17 protein-coding genes and 1 pseudogene are annotated in these 24,051 nt (G+C 52.8%); 13 read left to right on the top strand and 5 right to left on the bottom strand.

The window, feature by feature from the left end; translation table 11 throughout:
• The first annotated feature begins 120 nt into the window (after positions 1-120).
• A complete protein-coding gene (locus HMPREF1207_RS10385) occupies positions 121-2,844 on the top strand; it encodes an alpha-mannosidase (RefSeq protein ID WP_009673512.1) in 2,724 nt (907 codons plus the stop codon).
• Positions 2,845-2,977: 133 nt separating this feature from the next.
• Here HMPREF1207_RS10385 and HMPREF1207_RS10380 read toward each other — a convergent pair whose 3' ends face one another.
• Positions 2,978-3,538, bottom strand: a complete 561-nt coding sequence (locus HMPREF1207_RS10380; RefSeq protein ID WP_016423645.1) for a cupin domain-containing protein — start codon at positions 3,536-3,538, stop codon at positions 2,978-2,980.
• A 446-nt stretch (positions 3,539-3,984) separates the two neighbouring features.
• Positions 3,985-4,482, bottom strand: coding sequence for a DinB family protein (locus HMPREF1207_RS10375; protein WP_009673529.1), 498 nt, complete (start codon positions 4,480-4,482; stop codon positions 3,985-3,987).
• A 149-nt stretch (positions 4,483-4,631) separates the two neighbouring features.
• Between HMPREF1207_RS10375 and HMPREF1207_RS10370 the strand changes: the two genes are divergently transcribed.
• The 5 genes from HMPREF1207_RS10370 (at position 4,632) to HMPREF1207_RS10350 (ending at position 8,742) form a co-directional block, all read left to right on the top strand.
• Complete coding sequence (locus tag HMPREF1207_RS10370; RefSeq protein ID WP_036739624.1) at positions 4,632-4,829, top strand: hypothetical protein; 198 nt, start codon at positions 4,632-4,634, stop codon at positions 4,827-4,829.
• A gap of 178 nt (positions 4,830-5,007) precedes the next feature.
• Positions 5,008-5,958 (top strand): ABC transporter permease, encoded by a 951-nt coding sequence (locus HMPREF1207_RS10365; protein ID WP_009673533.1) that lies wholly within the window; start codon positions 5,008-5,010, stop codon positions 5,956-5,958.
• Complete coding sequence (locus HMPREF1207_RS10360) at positions 5,955-6,908, top strand: iron chelate uptake ABC transporter family permease subunit (RefSeq protein WP_009673521.1); 954 nt, start codon at positions 5,955-5,957, stop codon at positions 6,906-6,908. The genes HMPREF1207_RS10365 and HMPREF1207_RS10360 overlap by 4 nt, the downstream gene beginning before the upstream one ends.
• Positions 6,902-7,660 carry an iron ABC transporter ATP-binding protein gene (locus HMPREF1207_RS10355; RefSeq protein ID WP_009673538.1) on the top strand — a complete coding sequence of 253 codons (759 nt, stop codon included), beginning with the start codon at positions 6,902-6,904 and terminating at the stop codon, positions 7,658-7,660. Before HMPREF1207_RS10360 ends, HMPREF1207_RS10355 begins: the two co-directional genes overlap by 7 nt.
• A 116-nt stretch (positions 7,661-7,776) precedes the next feature.
• On the top strand, positions 7,777-8,742 hold the full coding sequence (locus tag HMPREF1207_RS10350) for a siderophore ABC transporter substrate-binding protein (protein ID WP_009673516.1): 966 nt from the start codon (positions 7,777-7,779) through the stop codon (positions 8,740-8,742).
• Between the two features lie 75 nt (positions 8,743-8,817).
• Here the strand turns inward: HMPREF1207_RS10350 and HMPREF1207_RS10345 are convergent, their stop codons facing one another.
• Both HMPREF1207_RS10345 and HMPREF1207_RS10340 read right to left on the bottom strand, forming a co-directional pair.
• Positions 8,818-10,317: a PQQ-binding-like beta-propeller repeat protein gene (locus HMPREF1207_RS10345; RefSeq protein WP_016423644.1), complete on the bottom strand. Its 1,500-nt coding sequence runs from the start codon at positions 10,315-10,317 to the stop codon at positions 8,818-8,820.
• A 153-nt stretch (positions 10,318-10,470) separates the two neighbouring features.
• Positions 10,471-11,994: an MDR family MFS transporter gene (locus HMPREF1207_RS10340; RefSeq protein ID WP_009673514.1), complete on the bottom strand. Its 1,524-nt coding sequence runs from the start codon at positions 11,992-11,994 to the stop codon at positions 10,471-10,473.
• A gap of 364 nt (positions 11,995-12,358) precedes the next feature.
• On the opposite strand from HMPREF1207_RS10340, the gene HMPREF1207_RS10335 reads away from it, so the two are divergent.
• The 6 genes and pseudogenes from HMPREF1207_RS10335 to HMPREF1207_RS10315 all read left to right on the top strand — a co-directional run bounded on the left by HMPREF1207_RS10335 (position 12,359) and on the right by HMPREF1207_RS10315 (position 16,329).
• Positions 12,359-13,324, top strand: coding sequence for a helix-turn-helix transcriptional regulator (locus HMPREF1207_RS10335; RefSeq protein ID WP_009673510.1), 966 nt, complete (start codon positions 12,359-12,361; stop codon positions 13,322-13,324).
• A gap of 86 nt (positions 13,325-13,410) precedes the next feature.
• A complete protein-coding gene (locus HMPREF1207_RS10330; protein ID WP_009673513.1) occupies positions 13,411-13,968 on the top strand; it encodes a DinB family protein in 558 nt (185 codons plus the stop codon).
• Between the two features lie 480 nt (positions 13,969-14,448).
• Positions 14,449-14,661: pseudogene (locus tag HMPREF1207_RS30245) on the top strand (rhodanese-like domain-containing protein); the annotation flags it as partial.
• 101 nt (positions 14,662-14,762) lie between these two features.
• Entirely contained in the window at positions 14,763-15,173 is a 411-nt protein-coding gene (locus HMPREF1207_RS10325) for a rhodanese-like domain-containing protein (protein WP_009673530.1), read from the top strand.
• A gap of 39 nt (positions 15,174-15,212) precedes the next feature.
• A complete protein-coding gene (locus tag HMPREF1207_RS10320) occupies positions 15,213-15,473 on the top strand; it encodes a metal-sensitive transcriptional regulator (RefSeq protein WP_009673532.1) in 261 nt (86 codons plus the stop codon).
• A 199-nt stretch (positions 15,474-15,672) separates the two neighbouring features.
• Positions 15,673-16,329, top strand: coding sequence for a phosphatase PAP2 family protein (locus HMPREF1207_RS10315; protein ID WP_231392035.1), 657 nt, complete (start codon positions 15,673-15,675; stop codon positions 16,327-16,329).
• Positions 16,330-16,521: 192 nt separating this feature from the next.
• On the opposite strand, the gene HMPREF1207_RS10310 is transcribed toward HMPREF1207_RS10315, so the two are convergent.
• The gene (locus tag HMPREF1207_RS10310) at positions 16,522-17,469 is read right to left on the bottom strand and encodes an ROK family protein (RefSeq protein ID WP_009673523.1); all 948 of its coding nucleotides are present in this window, start codon (positions 17,467-17,469) and stop codon (positions 16,522-16,524) included.
• A gap of 793 nt (positions 17,470-18,262) precedes the next feature.
• On the opposite strand from HMPREF1207_RS10310, the gene HMPREF1207_RS10305 reads away from it, so the two are divergent.
• The gene (locus tag HMPREF1207_RS10305) at positions 18,263-24,040 is read left to right on the top strand and encodes a HAMP domain-containing protein (RefSeq protein WP_016423642.1); all 5,778 of its coding nucleotides are present in this window, start codon (positions 18,263-18,265) and stop codon (positions 24,038-24,040) included.
• Positions 24,041-24,051: the final 11 nt, after the last annotated feature.

The raw sequence follows: 24,051 nt of genomic DNA, 5'->3' as shown, positions 1-24,051 counted from the left end.
TAACGACAATTCATGCTGGAGAACACGCCGCTCGGATGCGGAGCTCTCCGGCCCTTTTTTCAATAGAAGATCTGCAAACAAACGGCACCACGACAAAGAAAGGCCAGGAGGCGAAAGATCATGAGCAAAAAAAGAACGGCGCACATCATTTCCCATACGCATTGGGACCGCGAGTGGTACCTGCCTTACGAAAAGCACCACGTCCGGCTAGTCAGGCTGGTCGATACGCTGCTGGATAAATTGGATGCGGGACCCGAGTACAAAAGCTTTTATCTCGACGGCCAGACCATCATTCTCGAAGACTATTTGCAGGTCCGCCCGGAGCAGAAAGAGCGCCTGGAGAAATACATCCGCGAAGGACGTATTTTTATCGGCCCCTGGTACATTCTGCAGGATGCTTTTCTGACCAGCCCCGAGGCGAACGTGCGGAACATGCAAATCGGGCATCAAGATGCCAAACGGTACGGCCCGGTATCCAAAATCGGCTATTTCCCGGATACGTTCGGCATTTACGGGCAGGCGCCCCAGATTTTGCAGCAGGCGGGCATCCGCAACGCGTTCTTCGGACGCGGCGTGAAGCCGACCGGCTTTAACAACACCGTATCGGATTCCGGATACGAATCGTCGTTCTCGGAGCTGATCTGGGAAGGATCGGACGGCTCCAAGGTGCTTGGCGTCCTGTTCGCGAACTGGTACTCCAACGGCAACGAAGTGCCGGCCGGAGAAGAGGAAGCGAAGGCGTACTGGGCCCGCAAGCTTGCGGACGCCGAGAAGTACGCGTCCACGGGCGAGCTGTTGTTCATGAACGGCTGCGACCATCAGCCGATCCAGCTCGACCTGCCCGAGGCGATCGAAACGGCGCGGAAGCTGTACCCGGACACGGAGTTCGTCCATTCGAACTTCGCGGCTTATCTGGAGGCGCTGGGCGACAGCGTGGAGCGCGAGCTGTCCTCCGTCAAGGGCGAGCTGCGCAGCCAGCGTACGGACGGCTGGTCTACGCTCGTCAACACGGCGTCGGCCCGCGTCTATTTGAAGCAGATGAACCAGGAAGGCCAGGCGCTGCTTGAAAAAGTGGCCGAGCCGCTCGCTTCCTTCGCGCATCTGCTCGGAGAGCAGTACCCGCATCATCTGTTTACGTATGCCTGGAAAACGCTGATGCAGAACCACCCGCATGACAGCATCTGCGGCTGCAGCGTGGACGAAGTGCACCGCGAAATGGTGACGCGGTTCGAGAAGAGCCGCCACGTGGCGGAAGCCATCGTGGACGACAGCAAGCGTGCCATCGCCGAAGCGGTCGACACGAGCGCGTTCGCGGGATTCGGCGAGGATGCGCTACCGGTCGTCGTGTTCAACACGACAGGCTGGGAACGCACCGGCACCGTCTCCATCGAGCTTGATGCGGCGCGTCTGTACTTCCGGGAAGGCTATTCCCTGGAAGAAACGGCAAGCCGCATGAAGAACGTGGACCTGTCGGGCCGTGTGCTTGTCGACGCGGAAGGCAAGGTCATCCCGTGCACGGTGGAGGACCTTGGACTCCTGTTCGGCTACGACCTGCCGGACGACCAGTTCCGCCAGCCGTATTCGTGCCGCAAGGTGAAACTGACGTTCGAAGCGCGGAACGTTCCGGCGCTCGGACTCCAGACCTACGCGTGGGTGCGCAGCGATAAGGCGCCGTCCGCGCCTGCTTCCCTGTTCGCAGGCGAACGCGTGCTGGAGAACGAGAGCCTCAAAGTCGAGATCGCGCAAGACGGATCGTTTGCGCTGACCGACAAGGCAAACGGACGGACGTACCGCGACCTTGGCGTGTACGAGAACACCGGAGACATCGGCAACGAGTACATGTACAAGCAGCCGGAAGGCGAAACCGCGCTGACCACGAAAGGTCTTCCCGCACAGGTCCGCGTGCTGGAAGACACGGCTTTCCGCGCTTCCGTGGAAATCGTCCACGAGTGGGAGATTCCCGTGTCCGCCGACGAGACGCTGGACCGGGAGCAGCGGGAAATCGTCTATTTCCCGCACCGCAAAGCCCAGCGTTCCGCCGAAACGGTGCCGATGGTCATCCGCACCGTCGTCAGCCTGGACCGCGGAGGCAAGGGCGTGGAGCTTTCCGTCTCCTTCAACAATCAGGCGAAGGATCACCGCATCCGCGCGCTGTTCCCGACGGACCTTCAGGCCGGCTCGCATGCGGCTGATTCCGTCTTCGAAATCGCCCGCCGGGACAACGAGCCTGCGGCTGAGTGGGAAAACCCGAGCAACACGCAGCATCAGCAGGCGTTTGTCGATGTGAGCGAGGCTCAGGCCGGGCTGACGGTCGCCAACCTCGGCCTGAGCGAGTACGAAGTGCTGCGCGACGGGCGCAACACCATCGCCGTAACGCTGCTCCGTGCGGTCGGAGAGCTCGGCGACTGGGGACTGTTCCCGACACCGGAAGCGCAGTGTCTGGGCGAACACATAGTCCGTCTGATGCTGATCCCGCACAGCGGAGACGGCATCGCCTCCGGCGCTTATGCGCAGGCGTACCAGTTCCAGATCCCATGGACTCTCAGCCAGACCGGCGTGCATACAGGCGCTGTTAAGCCTGTCTACGCGCCTGTCCATTGGGAGAGCCGGGAGCTGTCCTTCTCCTCGCTCAAAATGAACGAGGAGTCGGGAGACATTCTGCTCCGCTGGTTCAACATGAGCCCGCAGCAGGCGGAGCTGCCTGTGCGTACCTCGCTGCCTCACAGCGGCTTCTACAAGAGCAGCATCATGGAGGAAGCAGGGGAGGCGATTCCTGCGGAGAACGGCGCTATCCGCGTGTCTGTCGCGCCTCATGAGATCGTGACCATCGGGCTTCGCCGTTAGAAGATCAATCAAACAAATCGGGCAGACTGCGGCTGTTAAGGCCGGAGTCTGCCCGATTTTATTTTTGTCCTCAAAGAAGGGTCTGTTACGGAGCCTGTTACCTTAATGGAGGATGTCTGCGGGTATATGGTTTTTATTCGGCAGCCATTGCGTCTGCTTTCGTTCTATGGATCGTACCGAACGGATGCTCCGGAGGCGCATAAATAGAATAAAGCTTAAGCGGTGTATGGCCCGTATTGGTTACATTGTGCCATTTACCGGCGGGTACCATGATCGCGTATTCATCATAGACTCTTTTTTGAACATTTAAATGATCTTTGGTATCCCCCATTTGAACGAGACCTTGACCCTGTTCAATACGCAAGAATTGGTCAGTTGTGGGATGAACTTCTAAACCGATGTCTTCTCCAGGGTTGATACTCATCACCGTGACTTGTAAATGATCTCCTGTCCATATGGCAGTGCGATAAGTATTGTTTTGCTTTGCAGCCTCGCTAATATTCACGACAAACGGTGTTCTTCCATAATCTTTCAACTCGGTTTTGCCGTTCATGTTCGAAGGTTGCCGATGACCCAATCGGTCTGCATTCTCTAATTCATGTGGAATAGCCCGGTACACAGGCTGTCTGGCATAGTTATACACGGGTGCGTTAACGTAGTATGGATATGGAAACCTATTTCCGGCGTAATACATGGAGTTTCCTCATTCCCTTCACAGAAGTATAGAATAGGGTATTCATATGACTTGGGCATGGGTACACTTAAAAATATCTTCGATCGGTTGACAGAACAGGTGCGCCTCATGAGATCGTGACCATCATCGGGCTTCGCCGATAGAATAATAAAATGATTAAAGCCGGAGCGCTCTGCTCCGGCTTGTACTTTTTGCAACGAATAGTTAAGCAAGCGAAATTTTCCTGAAAGTGTACAGGTGGTACAAATCGCATCGGTTGTTCATTATCTTGCTTACTGGCTCAGAGGTGCGCCTACCGGGCTATTCGTCATGTTTAAAAATAGGCTAAAGTCGTAGAAGTGAGAAGCTCGTCGCTAAAAAGCCAGTTTTGAGGAACTAGGATAATGTTTCCCTCATAATCGAGATGCGTCTCTTCAAAGAATTTCCATAAGGAATCATTCATCTCGTCAAATTATTTCTTGTTTTTCATCTACATTCCAGCTCTTTTGTAGCTTCCGAATATAACAGATTTGACCAATGTGATATGCATTATGAGTTGATAAATTTCCAAGTAACTCCCACCACTTGGCAGCCACTGGAAACCCGATTACATCACTTTCGACTTTTTCTTCAGTAAGTAGATCTTGCCATTTTAAAAGCACATCTAATAATTGATCTTTTAAATCAGTGAATTTTTTGTCCTTAGGAATGATAAAACTTTTATTATTATTTTCTATGGAAGGCACGGTATTGACATCAGATTTTTGGTACCTGGTTTGCCAGGTTTCATTCCAATAAAGTAAATGCTGCACAATTTCAGCGATACTATTACTATCTTCACTAGGTTTCCAAAAAGCTACTTCCTCTGACAAATTTTCGACTGCAGCTGAAAATGGTAGGTACCAACTAGGGTCATTAGCATTTGCTAATAACTGATCGGATAAAATATCTTTTACATGAAACATACTTTTCACACTCCTCCTTACTAATATGCGGCGACCTGCTAGTATTCATGTTGAACCAACGTTCGCCGTTAGTTCAATGGCAAAATTCTATTCTAGTATTATTTTCCCATCGAACTTTTTATAATCTTTAAACACTTTTTGGTGATGTTTTGCAAAAAGTTCATTTGAGGCAGCTACTTAAGACAAAATTTAATGAAGTTCTTGAGCAAGCCTCGGATGAACAAAGGGAGTTGCTGTTGAAATACGAAGAAGAGGGACAAATTCAAACCGCGTTGGCAATTGAGCTTATGTACAAGCAAGGGTTAATGGACGGCATCTACATTTATCAGCGCGTATTTGGGAATTAATTGCTGAATATTTTCTTTTTATTGTCCTACTACTAGAAATATCATCCCATCCGGTTGACACAACTGGGGGAGATGTTATAATACTCTACGAACCCAAATGATAATGAATCTCATTATTAATGAGAAACATTCTTACTACAAAGCTACATAACCAAATTACCCGCCTAAAGGACAGCTTATGAAAAAGAGATATCTGGTGATCGCGCTTATCGTTTTATCCGTCGCATCGATCTTTATCGGGGTGAAAGATATCAGCCCGTTGGATCTGTTCAACCTGAGCGACGATAAAGTCCATATCCTGCTAGTCAGCAGACTCCCCCGGTTGATCAGCATCCTGATCGCAGGCATGAGCATGAGTGTCATCGGCCTGATCATGCAGCAGCTGAGCCGCAATAAGTTCGTGTCGCCGACTACGGCCGGTACGATGGATTCCGCAAGGTTCGGCATTCTGGTCTCGATGATGCTGTTCACTTCGGCCGGTCCGCTGGAGAAGATGTTGATCGCCTTCGTTTTCGCTCTGCTGGGAACTTTCATCTTTATGAAGATTCTCGACCGCGTGAAGTACAAGGATACGATTTTCATCCCGCTGGTGGGTCTGATGTTCGGAAATATCGTAAGCTCTATCACTACCTTTTTCGCTTACAAAAACAATCTCATTCAGAACATGTCCTCGTGGCTGCAAGGAGATTTCTCGATGGTGATGAAGGGCCGGTACGAAATCATGTACATTTCGATCCCGGTGCTCGTTATCGCGTATCTGTACGCCAACCGGTTTACCATTGCCGGCATGGGGGAGGAGTTCTCCACCAACCTGGGGCTGAAATACAAGCAGGTGGTCAACATCGGGCTCGTCATCGTGGCCCTGGTATCCTCCGTGGTCATTCTGACGGTCGGTACGCTGCCGTTCCTGGGGCTGATCATTCCGAACATCGTCACGCTCTATATGGGAGACAATCTGAAGCGGGCGCTGCCCCACACCGCCTTGCTAGGAGCCGTGTTCGTCCTTTTCTGCGACATTCTGGGACGGATTATTATTTTCCCGTATGAGATTTCGATCGGGCTTACGGTCGGGGTAATCGGAAGCGGCATCTTCCTTTACATGCTGCTGGCAAGGAGAAAGGCCTTATGAATTCACAAGCAAAAGTTAAAATCAGCATCCTTGCCATACTCGCTCTTGTGCTCATCGCGGTCTTTCTCCTGATTGACGCTTCCGGCAACTGGGATTACGTGCTTCCCCGCAGGGGCAAGAAGATCCTGGCGATTGTCATAACGGGCGGCGCCATTGCCTTCTCGACGATGGTGTTCCAGACCATCACGAACAACCGGATTTTGACGCCGAGCATTATCGGTCTGGATTCGCTCTACATGCTGTTTCAGACGGCCATTGTGTTCCTGGTCGGCTCCGCCAGCTTCCTTATGCACAAGAATGTGAATTTTCTTATATCCGTCGGCTTGATGGTAGCCTTCACCGGCGTATTATATAAGCTGCTTTTCAAGAAGCAGGGGCAGAACTTGTACTTTCTCCTGCTGGTGGGACTGATCTTCGGGACGTTTTTCCAGAGTATCTCTTCCTTTATGGAAGTGCTGATCGATCCCAACGAATTTCTGATCGTGCAGGACAAAATGTTCGCCAGTTTCAACAACGTCAATACGGACCTGCTTATTATTTCGGTCGTGCTGCTTGCTCTGGTGGGTGTTTATTTTGCAAGATTCACGAAATACCTGGACGTCCTGGCGCTGGGCAGAGAGCACGCCGTTAACCTCGGCATCGATTACGATTATGTGGTCAAAAGGCTGCTCGTCGTCGTCGCCATCCTGATCTCGATCGCTACCGCTCTGGTAGGTCCGATTACGTTCCTGGGCCTGCTTGTCGCGAACGTGTCGCACGAATTTCTCAAGACGTTCCGGCACAAGGTGCTGATCACCGGCTCCATTCTTATCTCCATTATCGCTTTAGTAGGAGGCCAGTTGATTGTAGAGCGGGTATTCACCTTCTCGACAACTTTGAGCGTGATCATTAACTTCATCGGTGGTGTCTACTTTATCTATCTTCTATTAAAGGAGAAAAAATCGTGGTAGAAGTCAAGGGCGTATCCAAACTATACGGCAGCAAACATGTGGTCGAGAACGTGTCGGTCCAGATCGCCAAAGGCAAAATCACTTCCTTCATCGGTCCCAACGGCGCCGGCAAAAGTACGCTGCTGTCCATGGTGAGCCGCTTGATCGACAAAGATCAAGGGGAAGTGTTCATTGAGGGTAAGGAGATCGGCCAGTGGAAGAGCAACGATCTTGCCAAAAAAATCTCCATTCTCAAGCAGTCCAATCACATCAACATCCGTCTGACGATCCGTGATCTGGTCGGCTTCGGACGGTTTCCATACTCGCAGGGCCGGCTGACCGCAGAGGACAAGAAGTATATCGACGAGGCCATTCAATACATGGATCTGGGAGATATCCAGGACAAATATTTGGATGAGCTGAGCGGCGGCCAGCGGCAGAGAGCCTATCTCGCCATGGTGCTTGCCCAGGATACCGAATACATCCTGCTTGATGAGCCGCTGAACAATCTCGATATGAAGCACTCGGTCCAGATCATGAAGGTGCTGCGCAGGCTGGTCAGCGAGCTGGGCAAGACGATCGTCATCGTCATTCACGATATCAATTTCGCTTCGTGCCATTCGGATTATATCGTCGCTCTGAAGAACGGCCGTGTCGTGAAAGAGGGCACAACGGACGAGATTATCGACTCCGCCGTTTTGAAAGAGATTTACGACATGGACATCGAGATTCATAACCTTAACGGCAACAGAATCTGCACCTACTTCGCTTAGGAAGCAGATTCCCGCAGACAGCCGTTTTACAGATGGTAACCAATTAGACGGATGATGCCGGACGGTATCATGCCCGCTAACTAAAAAAACCAATTAAACCCATAGGAGTGATTAGAATGAGTAAGAAATTATCCTTGCTTCTCATGACCCTCGTACTAGCCGTTATGGCTGCCGCGTGTGGTAATAAAGAGGTGGCTACAACGTCTTCCAAAGAAGGAACGGCTCCAACGGCTGCCGCTTCCAAAGAACTGACCATCAAGCATCAACTGGGCGAAACGAAAGTGAAGACGAACCCTGCCAAAGTTGTCGTATTCGATATGGGCGTGCTGGATTCCCTGGATAAACTGGGCGTAGAAGTAGCCGGCGTACCGCAGGACGGACTGCCGACTTACCTCAAAAAATACAAAGACGCTAAATACACGAACGTCGGCAGCCTCAAAGAACCGGCTTTTGAAGTGATCAGCAAGCTGAAACCGGATCTGATTATTATTTCCGGCAGACAGCAGGATGCTTACAAAGAATTGAGCAGCATTGCCCCGACTATTTTCATGGGCGTAGACGCGAAGAAATACATGGAATCTTTTAAAGAAAACGCGAAACAGCTCGGCCAAATTTTCGGTAAAGAAGCTCAAGTGGATCAAGAGCTTGCCAAAGTAGACGAAGCGATCAAAGGTATCAAAGATAAAGTGGGCGCCGGCAACAAAAACGGTCTGATCACTCTTGTGAACGGCGGTAAAATCAGCGCTTACGGTCCCGGTTCCCGTTTCGGCATCATTCACGACGTATTCGGCGTTCCGGCCGTAGACAAAACGATTGAAGTGTCCACGCATGGTCAAAGCATTTCCAACGAATTTATCGTAGAGAAAAACCCGGATTATCTGTTCGTTATCGACCGTGACTCCGCGGTCGGTACGGAAAGCGCGGGAGCCAAGAAAGTCATCGAGAACGAACTGGTGAAAACGACTAAAGCGTTCAAAGAAGGCAACATCATTTACCTGAACCCGGACTACTGGTACTTGTCCGGCGGCGGACTTGTATCCGTAGCCGAGATGGTTAAAGAAGTCAGCGCAGGCATTAAGTAAGTTTGCAGTGAAGATAAAAAAGCAGCCTAGGATCTTTTGATCCCGGCTGCTTTTTTATTTTTGTGGAGGACAACCTTAATATTCGTTTACCTCGAATGTGATGATTTTGTCGTAGATAATGTAATCGTTTCTTTGTTTGAAAGGACCTTTGTTATTGTCATGCTTGTTAATAGCAAAGGAGACAGGACCTGTTCCTTTGGCTTTCGATTCATACCAGGTGATAAATTGGTTTACTTCCTTCATTGAAAGGTCATATTCTTTCTCCGTGCCGTTCATCAAAGTGATAACAAGTAGGGCACGACCAGCCGGATCGGGGTTTCCTGGTGTTTCCGGATCGGTCGGCGTTTCAGGTTCAGATGGATTCGAAACTTCCCCGCCAATGGCAAAGACAGATCCGTCACCGTCGGCTATATAGATCGTACCGTCTGCGGCGATTGCGGGAGCCGAAGTGAAGACGGAGGCTTTCAGATCAAGAGCCCATTTTTGAACTCCCTGGTTATTCAGAGCAATTACCTTACCGTCCGCGCCTAAATAAATGGTTCCGTTTTTGTCTATAATCGGTGAGGCTTGTATCATGCCGACGGCATATGTCCATTTCAAAGTCCCGTCCGGGTTAATCGCAACGAAGGATTGAGTTCCGTTACCTGCATAAATGGTGCCGTCCGGCCCGACTATGGGATCTATGACCGCTCTTGAAGTACCTACTTTTTCAATGGCAAGTTTCCACTTTAAAGTTCCGTCAGGGGAAACCGCGTAGACAAACCCCTCCTGGCCGGATACATAAATCGTCCCATCTTGAGCTAAGGCAGGGGCAGAAGGAGTGTATTTGGTTCCTACACCTGTATACTCCCATTTCATGCCGCCTGTTTTGGAATCATAAGCGTATAAAGAACCGTAACCGTTGGATCCTGCTTTAAAGTACAAGGTACCGTTTGCGGCCAGCGCCAGATATCCGGGTGAATAATTTGTATTGAAGGAAGACTTCCATTTTTGAGTGCCGTCAGGTCGGTAGGCCGCAAGTCTGCCCCCGGCGCCGGCAAGGTAAATCGTACCTTCTGCATCTATTGCCGGTTGGGACGGATAACCGTTATCTAATGGAAGATCGTTGGCTATACCTGTAACGAGATCAATCGATTTTAAATTTTTCCCGGCAGGAATAAAAAGTTTTTTGTCTTTGCTGATAATGGGAGAACCGTTAGTGAGTTCTTCCGTGGTGGAATAGAGCCATTTACGGGTCCCATCGGGATTAATGGCATGTATTTTGTAAGGAGGAGTTACACCTATTTCATAACTCTTAACGAAGAGAGTTCCGTTCTCGTCTAAAATAACGGACGAATTTCCGCCTGAAGGCATTTTGTAAGTCCATTTTAAATGAATGTTTTGATCGACTGCTTTAAACTGAGAATTTCTGTTCCAATTGGCACCAAGAGGCTGCATAGAACTGACATCATATAGTCCTTGTTGATAAGCACTTCCCTGACTGAATGATGGGGTTGCGGCCATAGTGGCTGTTTCAAGAGTGAAAAACAAACAACTTAAGATAGCTATGGAGATAAAACACTTAATTCTTTTCAAAAAAATTCATCCTCTCCCTTAATATTTATTATATTATCGGTTTATTATAAATAATAATTAATAGTAATTTATAATAATTAGTTATTAATAAATAATGAGGGAGTGAACAGAATTAACAAAAATGAAGCTGTTTCATGAGATTAGTGTTTCTTTCTAATGCGAAGCGGGCCCATGCTGCTGGTTGGGGTCCAGCTTCTCCCGGCTCATCGCAATGGCGCATACGAGCGCCAGCGCCGCGGGCAGCACCGTCCATGCGAACGTATGGACGATGGAGGAGGACAGCGCCTGCGTGATCTTATCGAGCACCGGAGCGGGGATAAGCGCCCGTTTGGCCGGATCGAGCAGGCTGCGCGCATCGCTCGTATCGAGTCCCTGAGGCGCCTGAGCCTGTCCGGCGAACGATTCCGTGAGCTTGCGGGTGAACGCGTGGCTCTGGATAATGCCGAAGATCGTAATGCCCAGCGTCATGCCGAGAGAGCGGAGGAAGTTCAGCGTACTGCTCGCGGAGCCGCGCTGGCGCGCATCGAACAGATGAATCGCGGCATTGCTCAGCACGGAGAAGGAAGCTCCGATTCCGAGGCCGACGATTACCATGTAGATCGTGACCAGCCACCGGGGAGAATCCGCGTTCAACGTGGTGAGCAGGAGAGTCCCTGCCACGAGAATGGCGGTAGTCGGGATCATGATGGTGCGGTAGCTCACCTTGTTCATGAGAAAACCGCCTCCCGTGGCCGTCACGACGGAGCCCAGCATCATCGGCAGCAGAACCATGCCGGAATTCGTGGCCGAGCCGCCGAGTACGCCTTGGACGAAGATCGGGATATAGACGGACGCCGTAATAAAAGCGGCTCCGCTGAAAATCGCGGTCGCGTTGCTCGTGGCGTAGAGCCGGTTTTTGAACATGCCGAACGAAATAATCGGTTCGGCCACCCGTGTTTCGATGAACAGAAACAGAACGGCCAGGACGGCGAAACCTGCGAACAAGCCCAGAATAATCGCGGAATCCCAGGCGTATTCTTTGCCCCCGAGCTCCAGAGCGAACATCAGGCAGATAATGGCCCCAACCAGGGTGACCGCGCCCAGCCAGTCGATTTTTTGCTTGGAATGCTCGTGCGATTCTTTGTAGAAGGCCGCGATAAAGACCAGAGCGATTAATCCAAGTGGAAGGTTAATGTAGAAAATCCATTCCCAGTGGATGTAGTCCGTGATATAAGCGCCCAGGAGCGGCCCGAAAATGCTGGACATGCCGAACACGGCGCCGAACAGTCCGCCGAGCTTGCCGCGCTGCTCCACGGGAACCGCATCGAACATGATCGTGAATGCGATAGGAACGAGCGCTCCGCCGCCGATTCCCTGAATCGCCCGGTAGATGCTGAGCTGAACGATCGAAGTTGCCGTTCCGCACAGGATGGAGCCGATCATAAAGACGATAATGCCGAATACAAAAAACCTCTTGCGGCCGTACATATCCGACAATTTGCCGAAAATCGGCATGCCGGCCATTTCCGCTACCATGTAAGCGGAAGTAACCCACACGAATTTGTCGAGTCCGCCGAGCTCCCCGACAATCGTTCCCATGGCCGTCGAGACGATCGTATTGTCCATGGAGGCCATCAGAATGCCGAGCAGGAGCCCCGCAATGACGATGCCCAGATGTTTGGTTTTAGCTGGTGCCATAAAGCTTGTTTCCTCCGATTCAATGAAAATGATTTACAGGACCGTGACACGATCCCGGTTCGCTTTGTGTCCTTTAAGGGCCACTCTTTCCTATAGAAGCAGGTCCGGGATAGGGTAAGCCGTTTCCCAGTTGTTCTTGTTCCTATGGTAAATCCGGATTCCTTTCTCCGTAATGCGGTAATTCAAGTTTGAAGCTAATTTGCTGTCTTTATCCGCGAAAACCTCGCCTCCCGCATTACAATATAAACAGAAGCACTTTGCTTGTCAAAGTAATTTAGGTGTCTTAAGCCCACTCCCCGATTGAAACTTCGTCCCTGCGGCCCTAGAATGGAAATGTCCGGAAAGGAGCGCGAGGTGATGGAAGATGTCCAAAGCGGATAACATGCTTGCCGTGCTGTGGCAGTTAAAATCGGGGAGAAAAATGACCGCCCGGGAACTGGCCGAGACGCTTGAAATCAACATCCGGACCGTGTACCGGTATATAGATGCGCTTTGCGCCAGCGGAGTGCCGATACTCGCGGATTCCGGACATAACGGCGGCTACAGTCTGCTGCCGAATTTTCGGGAGGCGCCGCTGTTCTTTAATGCCGCCGAGCAGAAAGCCCTCGTTCATGCCGCCATATTCGCGCAGGAAGCGGGCTACCCGTTCGGGGACGCGCTGAACAGCGCTGTGGGGAAGCTCAAGCAGTATACGAACCCCGAGCAGCTCAGCGCGATCGAGCGGCACGAAGCAGGCTTCGATGTCATTCACCCTCCGACCGATTCTTCGCTGGAGGCTTACCTGCAGATGCTGGAGATAGCCGTTGCGGACGGGCATACCCTGCACATGGAGTACAGCAAGGGAAACTCCTCGGCGGTCCAGAGCAGGAGCATTGATCCGTACGGGCTCGTCCACTGGAAGAGCAAATGGTATTTGGTCGCCTATTGCCACCTTCGCGGCGAGCTTCGAAGCTTCCGTGTCGACCGTATCCGGGTGTTGTTCCATACGGAGGGCGTCTTCAGCAGGCCGCCGGGATTTTCCGCCCGCCAGTTTTTTATGAATAATCTTCTCCCTGACACTAGCCGGCAGGAACAGCTTGTCTCCATCCGGATCCAAGGGGCTCCCCAGGCGATAGCCGAGCTGTGCGATCACTGGCTTTTCAGCCATACGATCGTGGAACGCACGACGGATCAGATCCATATGAAGATGGAGGAGAAAGCGATCCGCAGCTATGTCCCTTATTTTCTGATGATTCAAGGGAAGTCGATCCGGGTTCTTGAACCTGCTCTGCTGAAAGAGCAGCTGATTGACGTGACGTCCGGTCTGCTTGAATTTTATAAACAGCTTTAGCTTCACTGACCGGAACTGTCAGTTAATCCGGGTTATCCTAAGAAGGCAACACTCCAACATATCCACAGGAACAGGGAGGAACCGGAATGTCATCGGATACGCAGCATCAGGAACAGGAAAAGGCCGCTTTATTAAGCGGTTATGCGGAGCAGCAGTACGACTACCATGTGTGGGCAAACGGGAAAGTTTTCGCAGGTCTCAAGGCACTGCCCGAGGAGCTGTCCTTCGAGCAGATTCAGAGTATTTTCCCGTCCGTCGCGGACGCTTTGAACCATATCTACATGATGGATGAAATGTGGCTGGTCATTATGAAAGGGGGCGGCTATGAAGAAGCCAGGCAAGTCGTGACGGACCTTTACGCGCAGGGGCGTGGAGGCTCGCTGGACGAATTGCAGAAGAGATTCGCTCTTGCCGAGGAGAAGTACCGGGCTTTCTTCGCCGAGGGAGAAGGCGCATCCGCCGAAACGGCTCCGTCGCATCCACAGTTCGGTTCCCTTGAAACCCGGGTCTACGCGTTGGTTCAGCATGTGGTGAATCACGGAACGTATCATCGCGGCAACATATCCGCCATGTTGCGTCAGCTCGGTCATAGGGGGACTCCGACCGATTATATCGCGTTTTTGTTCGAACGCGGCATTCGCTAAAAATTTAGTATGATTAGCGTGAAGAGCGCCGTACATAAGTTTCATCAGGAAATGTCTCGAAAAGAACTCCGAAAACGGAGTTCTTTTCTTTTATTTTGGAAAGGATGATGGTAAGATATAAAACCCGCCGTTTTGAAATTCCAACTCTATACACAGGGTTATACACAAATCAACAGTCCAAAATCGTGGGCTGTGCATAAGTTTGAAATTTTTATAAACATATCCACAGCTAAGGTTGTCCACAGTTTTCGGCGCGGATTAGTCTGTAATTTTTATGTTGACAGTTAGAATTTTAAAACCTATCATAGGAGTATACCCGTACGGGTATTTATTTCCGGATGATAAAGACAGAAACGATATAGGAGAGCTGGAATGGCCTTTCAAATACCTAAGAGCTGTACCCCGCAGGATCTGGCGCGGCGCATTCACGACGGAGAGGATCTATACATCCTGGATGTCAGGTAAGATGAGGAATGGGCGGAGGGGCATATCGAGCAGGCCGTTCATATCCCGCTGGGACAATTGATGCAGAGACTCGGCGAACTGGACCGGAATCGGGAAATTACGGTGGTATGCCGCAGCGGCAACCGCAGCGGATTGGCTTGCGAACTGCTGACGGAGCAAAACTTCGACGTCATTAATATGACCGGCGGTATGAACAACTGGTCGGACCGGATTTCATACGGACGTTAGTTAGAACGAAGAGCCGAAAAGACGAGAAGACGAGAAGACCGCAGATAGACCGGCAACCGATTTATAGCTGTCAACAGCGTGAATAGGGAGGGATTGTCGAAATGATTATGTGGGAGATCATCGCGGGAATGATGGTCTTGGCGCTTGTGCTGAACTGGCTTCCGGTAAAGGGCCTGAATTATCTCAGTCAAGAGAAGGCAAGAGAGCTTGTGGCTTCCAAGGAAGAAGGCCGGATTAAGGTACTGGACGTGCGTGACGCTTCGGATTACGAAGAGGCGGCAGGCTTTCCTTCCATTAATATGTCCGTCGGCCGTCTCCCCTACTTGTGGAAGGATGAATTCTCTCCGGAAGACCGGATACTGCTGGTTGGGGATTCCAACCGTCACATCAAGAAAGCGGCCCGCTTTCTGAAAAGGCGGGGCTTCAAGGGGTTGTACGCCATGCAGCTTCGTTCCGAACTTCGCTCTCTGGGGACTCGTCCCGAGAAGACCTGCGGAGCGGGCTGTCCTTAACAAGGACGCAATCGGCATTACACGGAAAGGAAGATCGCGATGAACTACGATGAAAGCTTAGTCCGCCGGCTGAAGCGGATGGAGGGCCAGGTACGCGGCATTCTCAAAATGATGGAAGAAGAAAAAGACTGCAAAGACGTCGTCGCTCAGCTTTCCGCAGTCCGAAGCGCGGCCGATAAGGCGATGGCCTATATCGTAGCCACCAACCTGGAGCACTGCATCCGTCAGGAGGAAGAGAAGGGCAAGGATACCGGCAAACTTGTGCAGGAAGCTGTCGAGCTTCTTATCAAAAGCCGCTGACCGGAGCCTTTCGGGCATCTGCCGAGGCGTTAAATAACAGGAGCTTTCCAATGATTCCTTAGGGAATTAATGGAAAGCTCCTTTTGCTTGACAGGGGCAAATTTTTAACAATTTATTAAAATATGGTATGATCAAGGCTGTTCCCGATCTCTTTGTTCAGGACCAGGAATTAGTGAAGAAAGGAAGACCTTTTATCGCAATGAATACGAAATTAAACGTTTTGCTGACCCGTTCTTTTCTCGTTTGTCTCTTACTGGCCTTATGCTTCGGTACGGTGGCGCTGCTTGTCAGCCGCCAGCAGATTGCCTGGTTCGACGAAACGATCATTTCGTTCGTGCAGGGGGCGGAAAGTCCCGGCTTAACCGCGGCTGCCGGTCTGCTGTCCGAAATCGGTTCTTCCGCCGTCGTCCCGTTTATTACGATCGCCGCCGCTCTGTATTTATACTTCGTGTTGAAGCGCCGGTCGGAAGTCATTCTGCTCATTGCCGCTATCGGCGGCTCCGCTATTTTGAATACGATTCTTAAAAAGATTTTCCAGCGGGAACGTCCGACCATCCACATTATTATGGAAGAAGCCGGATTCAGCTTTCCCAGCGGGCATTCCATGGCCGTAGTCGGTTTATACGGAATTCTGGTCTATCTGCTGTGGAGGCATATTTCCAGTGCGGCGGGAAGAGCCGTTCTCGTCGTGCTGGCAGCCGCAATGATCGTGGGGATGGGACTCGCCCGCATTTACCTTGGTGTGCATTATCCCAGCGACGTACTGGGCGGTTATCTGGCCAGCGGTTTCTGGCTGGGCGTATGCATTTGGACGTACCGGAGCTACCGGAACAGGCGGCAATCGGCCGTGAGGTAGCCCGCGGATGCGGATGTGACAGGAAGCCGGGAGTAGGGAGTATGGCTTTGTACAAAAGTTAGAGCGTGGAAGCTCCGGCATGTCCCCGCCGGCCCTGGCCGGCGGCATGGCGACCGACGCTGACACGCGCGTGTGCCTGCGCCTCGGGCGCAAACAAGCAAAAGCCCTTCGCATGTGCGAAGGGCTTTTGCGTTAGGGCTGTTCGGCCTTCAGGCGGTCGAACAGCAGCTTCGCGGCGCCGAACATGCCTGCCGTGCCGCCGAGCTCGGCCGGCACGATCGGGACAGGCGCCGCCGTGTAGGCCGGCATGGTCATGTCCAGGACATGCCGGCGGATCAGATCGAACAGGAAGTCCCCCTGTTCGGTGACGGCCCCGCCCACGACGACGGCGGGCGGGTTGAACGTGTGGATGAGACCGCTGAGTCCTGTGGCGACGTACTCGGCGTACAGCCGCACGATGGCCATCGCGGTCTCGTCCCCGGCGCGGGCGCGCGCGAACAGCTCCGGCGGAGACGCTTCTTCCAGCGTCTCCCCGCCCCGTTCGCGAATAAGGCGCTTCAGCGCGGTCACGGACGCGTACTGCTCCCAGCAGCCGCGGTGGCCGCAGGTGCAGGGCTCGCCGCCGAAAGCCACGACCATGTGGCCGTAGGCTCCCGCGAAGCCGTCCCGCCCGTGCAGCGGGCTGCCCTCGCGGATGTAGCAGCCGCCCACCCCGGTGCCCAGCGCCACGCAGAGGAAGGTGTCCCAGCCGCGTCCGGCTCCGAGCCACTGCTCGCCGAGGGCGATGACGTTGACGTCGTTATCGACGGCAGCGGGCAGGCCGGAAAGCTTCTCGATATCCGCGCGCAGCGTCGTTCCGCTCCAGCCGGGCAAATTATCGGTCGCGAAAGCTACGGTTCCTTCGCGGTTAATGTAGCCGGCGCTGCCGATTCCCGTTCCGGCGAGCTTCACGCCTGCGGCAGCGGCCTCTTCTGAATACGTTTGCAGAAGTCCTGCGAGCTTAGCCATGAGACCGGATTTGCCGGCGGACGCTTCCGTCTCGGTTTTGTGGGAGGCGAGCACTTTCCCGTCGGGAAGGATGAGCCCGCTTTTAATGTGGGTGCCCCCAATGTCGATGCCGATCGCTGCGTAAGAAGACATGAACCTTTTCCCCCGCTTCGTGATTTTAGAAGAATTAATTTTCCTCAATTGATAACTATAAAAGAAATTTTACTTCTTTATTATAGGAGAAGCCTGCTGCCCTGTAAATGAAAAACCGGCAGTTTATCCGTACCCGGTTCCACCTGCAAAGCCGTCTTCGTCCCGTAAAGTTCCCGCGCAATCAAGCTCCTTCCCCTCGGCAAGATAGGAATACTTCCTCCGTATTTACGGCACACTTTACTTTAATAGAATAGCGAGGCCGCTTTTATCCCCGCACTGTACTCTAAATGTGCCTTCCAATTCCCCGGCGTTTCCCTAGGATTTGCGTCTTTTTACCAGACCCCGCGCGGTTTCTTTAAAACCCGACAAAATTTTTTAGAAAAAAACCGAAAACCCTGTTTCAAGTTTAACGGAAGCGGGTATAAAAGCGCATCAGCGTGCCATAATGTCGAAAAATGTTTCAAAGCCCGGATTTTTACCGGGAATTGTTGCTATTACAATTTTTTACAAACAGAAACTATCTTCACATGGGGACGTAATTACAAAGGACGTGTAAGGACCAAAGGGAACAAACCTGTCATTTGAGCGGAAAAGGGGGACAAACCGGCGATATGTAAGCGGTAACGCAGCGGGGATCGGACTTCGACTGAGAGGGTTCCCGCGTGCGAAAGGTATACAATTTCCTCTACTTGCTATTGTATTCGGTTTTTAGAAACACTACTATTAAAGTTGACATAATTCAAAATTTTCGATTTATTTTTTTCTATATATACAAATTCGGAGGAAAAGCCGTATGTCGGAACAAGACCAGAGATCCAATGATTCCCTAGATGTTTTGGACGAAAAACAGTTGCTTCAGGTGTTGCTGGCTTTTAAGAAGGGCGACTTTTCCGTGCGCATGCCCTATGACCTGAACGGAATGCCGGGCAAAATCGCCGATACATTGAACGATATCCTCGATATGCAGGAGAACGTGGTGCAGGAAGTGCAGACGGTCGAGCGGGTTGTCGGCAAGGAAGGCAATACCAACCGCCGCTTTATGTGCCGGAGCACGGGCGGAAGCTGGAACGCGTTCAACGATTCCCTGAACAATCTGATCAGCGATCTGATTCAGCCTACGAGCGAGATGGTCCGGGTGATTAACGCCGTGGCGCAGGGCGATCTTTCGCAGAAAGTGGAGCTTGAATTTGAAGGGCGCGCTCTTACGGGCGAATTTTTGCGCACCGCCAACAATATCAACCGCATGGTCAACCAATTGGGCACGTTTGCGGCCGAGGTTACCCGCGTGGCGCGTGAAGTGGGAACGGAAGGCATTTTGGGCGGACAAGCCGAAGTGACGGACGTATCCGGTACGTGGCGCGATTTGACGGAGAGCGTCAATAACATGGCGAGCAACCTGACGGATCAGGTACGGAACATCGCGGATGTGACGACGGCTGTCGCGAAAGGCGATTTGTCCCGCAAGATTACCGTTAACGCGAAGGGCGAGTTTCTGGAGCTCAAAAATACGATTAACACGATGGTGGATCAGCTCAGCACGTTTGCTTCCGAGGTTACCCGTGTGGCCCGGGAAGTAGGAACGGAAGGCAAGCTGGGCGGGCAAGCCGACGTCAAGGGTGTGTCCGGTACCTGGTACGATTTGACGGAGAGCGTTAACGACATGGCGAGCAACCTGACGAACCAGGTGCGCAACATCGCGGTCGTCACGACGGCCGTTGCGAACGGCGATTTGGGCAAGAAGATTACGGAAGAAGCGCAGGGCGAAATTCTGGAGCTTAAAAATACGATCAACACGATGGTGGATCAACTCAGCACGTTCGGTTCCGAAGTTACGCGTGTGGCGCGCGAGGTGGGAACGGAAGGAATACTGGGCGGCCAGGCCGACGTCAAAGGCGTGTCGGGCACATGGCGCGATCTGACGGAAAGCGTTAATTACATGGCGACCAACCTGACGAATCAGGTGCGGAATATCGCCGAAGTCACGACGGCGGTTGCAACCGGCGACCTGTCGAAGAAAATCGCCGTAGATGCCAAAGGCGAGATTTTGCAGTTGAAAAGCACGATTAACACGATGGTGGATCAGCTCAGCACGTTCGCGTCCGAGGTTACCCGAGTGGCCCGCGAAGTTAGTAACGACGGCAAGCTGGGCGGCCGGGCCGACGTTAAAGGCGTATCCGGCACCTGGAAGGACTTGACCGACAGCGTGAACTACATGGCGAGTACGCTGACCGATCAGGTGCGCAACATTGCGGAAGTCACGACCGCCGTTGCGAAGGGCGACTTGTCCAAGCAGATCACGGTTAACGCGACCGGAGAGATTCTGGAGCTGAAGAACACGATCAACACGATGGTGGATCAGCTCAGCACCTTCGCCTCCGAGGTTACGCGTGTGGCGCGTGAAGTAGGAACGGAAGGGAAGCTGGGCGGCCAAGCCAACGTGAAGGGCGTATCCGGAACGTGGAAAGATCTGACGGAGAGCGTAAACGACATGGCGAGCAACCTGACGAACCAGGTGCGGAACATCGCCGTCGTCACGACGGCCGTCGCGAACGGCGACCTGTCCAAGAAAATCACGGAAGACGTACAGGGCGAGATTCTGGAGCTGAAAAACACGATCAACACGATGGTGGATCAGCTCAGCACGTTCGCGTCCGAAGTTACCCGTGTGGCGCGTGAAGTAGGAACGGACGGACGCCTTGGCGGCCAAGCCCAGGTTAAAGGCGTTGCCGGAACCTGGAAGGACCTCACGGAAAGCGTAAACGACATGGCGAGCAACCTGACCGACCAGGTACGGAATATCGCCGATGTAACGACGGCGGTTGCGAAGGGCGATCTGTCCCTCAAGATTACCGTTGACGTTAAAGGCGAGATGCTGCAGCTGAAGAGCACGATCAATACGATGGTGGATCAGCTCAGCAACTTCGCATCCGAAGTTACCCGTGTGGCGCGTGAGGTAGGAACGGAAGGGAAGCTGGGCGGCCAGGCGGATGTAAAAGGGGTTTCCGGAACGTGGAAGGATCTTACCGACACGGTGAACTACATGACCGGCAACTTGACCAGCCAGGTGCGGAACATCGCGGCCGTTACGACCGCCGTCGCCAACGGCGACTTGTCGAAGAAGATTACGATCGACGTTAAAGGCGAGCTCCTGGAGCTCAAAGAAACGATCAACACGATGGTGGATCAGCTCAGTTCGTTCGCCTCGGAGGTTACCCGTGTAGCCCGCGAGGTAGGAACGGACGGCAAGCTGGGCGGCCAGGCGCATGTGAACGGGGTCGGCGGAATCTGGAAAGACTTGACCGACAACGTTAACATCATGGCGACCAACCTGACCAACCAGGTGCGCGGCATCGCGAAGGTCGTTACGGCCGTCGCCAACGGTAACCTGAAGCAGAAGCTGATGGTGGACGCGGCGGGCGAGATCTACGATCTGAGCGAAACGATCAATAACATGATCGACACGCTCGATACGTTTGCCGACCAGGTTACGACCGTGGCCCGCGAGGTAGGGGCCGAAGGAAAGCTGGGCGGCCAGGCGCACGTGCCGGGGGCTGCCGGAACGTGGCGTGACTTAACCGATAACGTAAACTACATGGCGTCCACGCTGACGACTCAGGTGCGCCAGATTACAAACGTTGCGACTGCGGTGACGAAGGGCGACTTGTCGCGGACTATTGATGTCATTGCGGCGGGCGAAGTCGGAACACTCAAAGATAACATCAACGAGATGATCCGCAACCTCAAGGAAACGACGCGGATCAATACCGAGCAGGATTGGCTCAAGACCAACCTGGCCCGGTTCAGCCGTCTCCTCCAGGGTCAGCGCGACCTGTACGAAGTGTGCCGCATGATCATGTCGGAACTGGCTCCGCTTGTTTCCATGCAGCACGGCGTGTTCTACATGAACGAAGCGAACGGCGAGGAGCAGGTGCTGCGCATGTTCTCCAGCTATGCGTACCAGCAGCGCAAGCACCTGTCCAACGAGTTCCGTCTGGGTGAGGGGCTGGTCGGCCAGTGCCTCATCGAGAAGCAGCGGATTCTGCTGACGAACGTACCGGAGGATTACGTGATGATCGGCTCGGGACTCGGCGAAGCTGCGCCGCTTAACATCGTGCTGTTGCCGATCATGTTCGAGGATCAGGTGCTGGCCGTGATGGAGCTGGCTTCCTTCCGCCGCTTCACGGAGATCGACATCGCGTTCCTCGACCAGTTGACCGAGAGTATCGGAATCGTGCTGAACACGATGCAGGCAAACATGAGAACCGAAGAGCTGCTGTCGCAGTCGCAGTCTCTCGCGGAAGAGCTCAAGAAGCAGCAGGAAGAGCTGCAGAACACCAACGAGGAGCTGGAAGACAAAGCGAAACTGCTTGTCATTCAGAAAGCGGAAGTCGAAAGCAAGAACAACGAAGTCGAACAGGCGAAACGCTTCCTCGAAGAGAAAGCGGAGCAGCTTGCGCTGACGTCCCGGTACAAATCGGAGTTCCTCGCGAATATGTCTCATGAACTGCGGACGCCGCTGAACAGCCTGCTTCTGCTGGCCGAGCAGCTTTCCGAGAATCCGGATCATAACCTGACCGATGATCAGGTGAAGTTCGCGCGTACCATCCATGATTCGGGTCTTGACCTGCTCAACTTGATTAACGACATTCTCGATTTGAGCAAAATCGAATCCGGTACGATTGCGCCGGACTTCACCGAAATCAAGCTGACCGAAATTACCGGTAATATGGAGCGGACTTTCCGACATATTGCTCAGGATAAGAAGATTGATTTCAAAATCAAGGCGGAAAAAGCGCTGCCGGAATCCATTATTTCCGATTCCAAGCGTCTTCAGCAGATCTTGAAAAACCTGCTCTCCAACGCCTTCAAGTTCACTGAGAAGGGCGAAGTCGTTCTCCTCATGCGCCGGGCGAGCAGCGGCTGGAGCCAGGACAACGAATCGCTGAACCGCGCCCGCATGGTGCTGGCCTTCTCCGTCGGAGACACCGGGATCGGCATCTCCGAGGACAAGCAGCAGATTATTTTCGAAGCGTTCCAGCAGGCGGACGGCAGCACGAACCGCGAATACGGTGGAACGGGCCTGGGTCTTGCCATTTCCCGTGAAATCGCGGGCATGCTCGGCGGGGAGATTACGCTGTTCAGCGTTGTCAACGTCGGCAGCACCTTCACGCTCTTCCTGCCGGTCGATCTCGATCCGGCCATGTTGGAAGCGGCCGCCGCTTATGTGCCGGAAGTGATCGACGTACCGGCTGCGCAGCCTAAAAAGTACGAATACGACCGGTTCGATACGACACAGCTCGTAGATGATCGTGCGAACATTGAAGCGGGCGACCGTGTATTCCTGATCGTGGAAGACGATATGAAATTCAATGAGATTCTGCTGGATATGCTTCACAGGAAAGGCTTGAAGGCGATTATTACGCCGAAAGGCAACAAGGCGGTCGCTCTCGCCAAGAGGTACAAGCCGGTTGCGATTACGCTTGACCTGCGTCTGGAGGACATGAACGGGTCTTCCGTTCTGGATCAGCTGAAGGAAGACATCGAGCTGCGTCATATCCCGGTAACGGTGATGACGATCGAAGACGATGCGACCGAGCTTTTGCAGAAGGGCGTGTTCGACTTCCTCTGCAAGCCGATCAAGAACGAAGATCTGGAGAACGCGATCGACAAGCTGAATGCTTTCGGCAATAAGCCGTTCCAGCAGCTTCTGGTCGGCATGTCCGATTCCGAGCGCCGCAGACAGACGGTGGATCTCGTGAAGAACAGCGACATTAAGGTCAGCGCGACCGATACCGCCCGCAAGGCGTTGAACCAGCTGAAATCCAAGGACTTCGACTGTGTGCTCGTCGATACGGACCTGCCGGACATGGGCCCGGCCCAGTTCGTGAGAGAGATGCAGAAGAACGCCAAAAATAAATACAAGCCGGTCCTGATCAACCGGAGCGAGAAGCTGACCAAAGAGGAAGAGGACGATCTGGAGGAACTGCGTTCCATGGCGGTCATCAAGGAAGTGAAATCTCCGATTCAGATTGTGGACGAAACGATGTTGTTCCTCCACCGCAAGCTGGAAAATCTCAATGAGAGCCAGAGAGATATTCTGATTAAAAAGCATCAGTCCAACGAAATGATCGATTCGAAAAAGGTGCTGATCGTCGACGACGATATCCGTAATATTTTCGCTTTGACGACCATTCTGGAGCGTCAGAATATGAAGGTCATATCCGCGGAGAACGGCCATGACGCCATCGAGATCCTTGAGCAAATGCCGGACATCAATATCGTTCTGATGGATATTATGATGCCGGTTATGGACGGGTACGAAACCATGCGTGAAATCCGCCGCAGACCTCAGTTCCAAGACCTGCCGATCATTGCGCTTACGGCCAAAGCGATGAAAGGGGACCGCGAACAGTGTCTGGAGGCGGGAGCCTCGGACTACATCACCAAGCCGGTGAACAGCGCCCAGCTTCTCGCTATGCTACGGGACTGGTTCCTGGCCCAGGACGGACTTCAGCCGAGTCCGGCCGAGCTTCCGGGTTCCGAACCTTTCGGATGGATGAAAGGACAGTAACGCCATTTTTA

The organism is Paenibacillus sp. HGH0039, assembly GCF_000411255.1.
GTDB lineage: Bacteria > Bacillota > Bacilli > Paenibacillales > NBRC-103111 > Paenibacillus_F.
The sequence above is the reverse complement of the archived record's forward strand: the minus strand, read 5'-3'. Positions and strand labels throughout refer to the sequence as shown.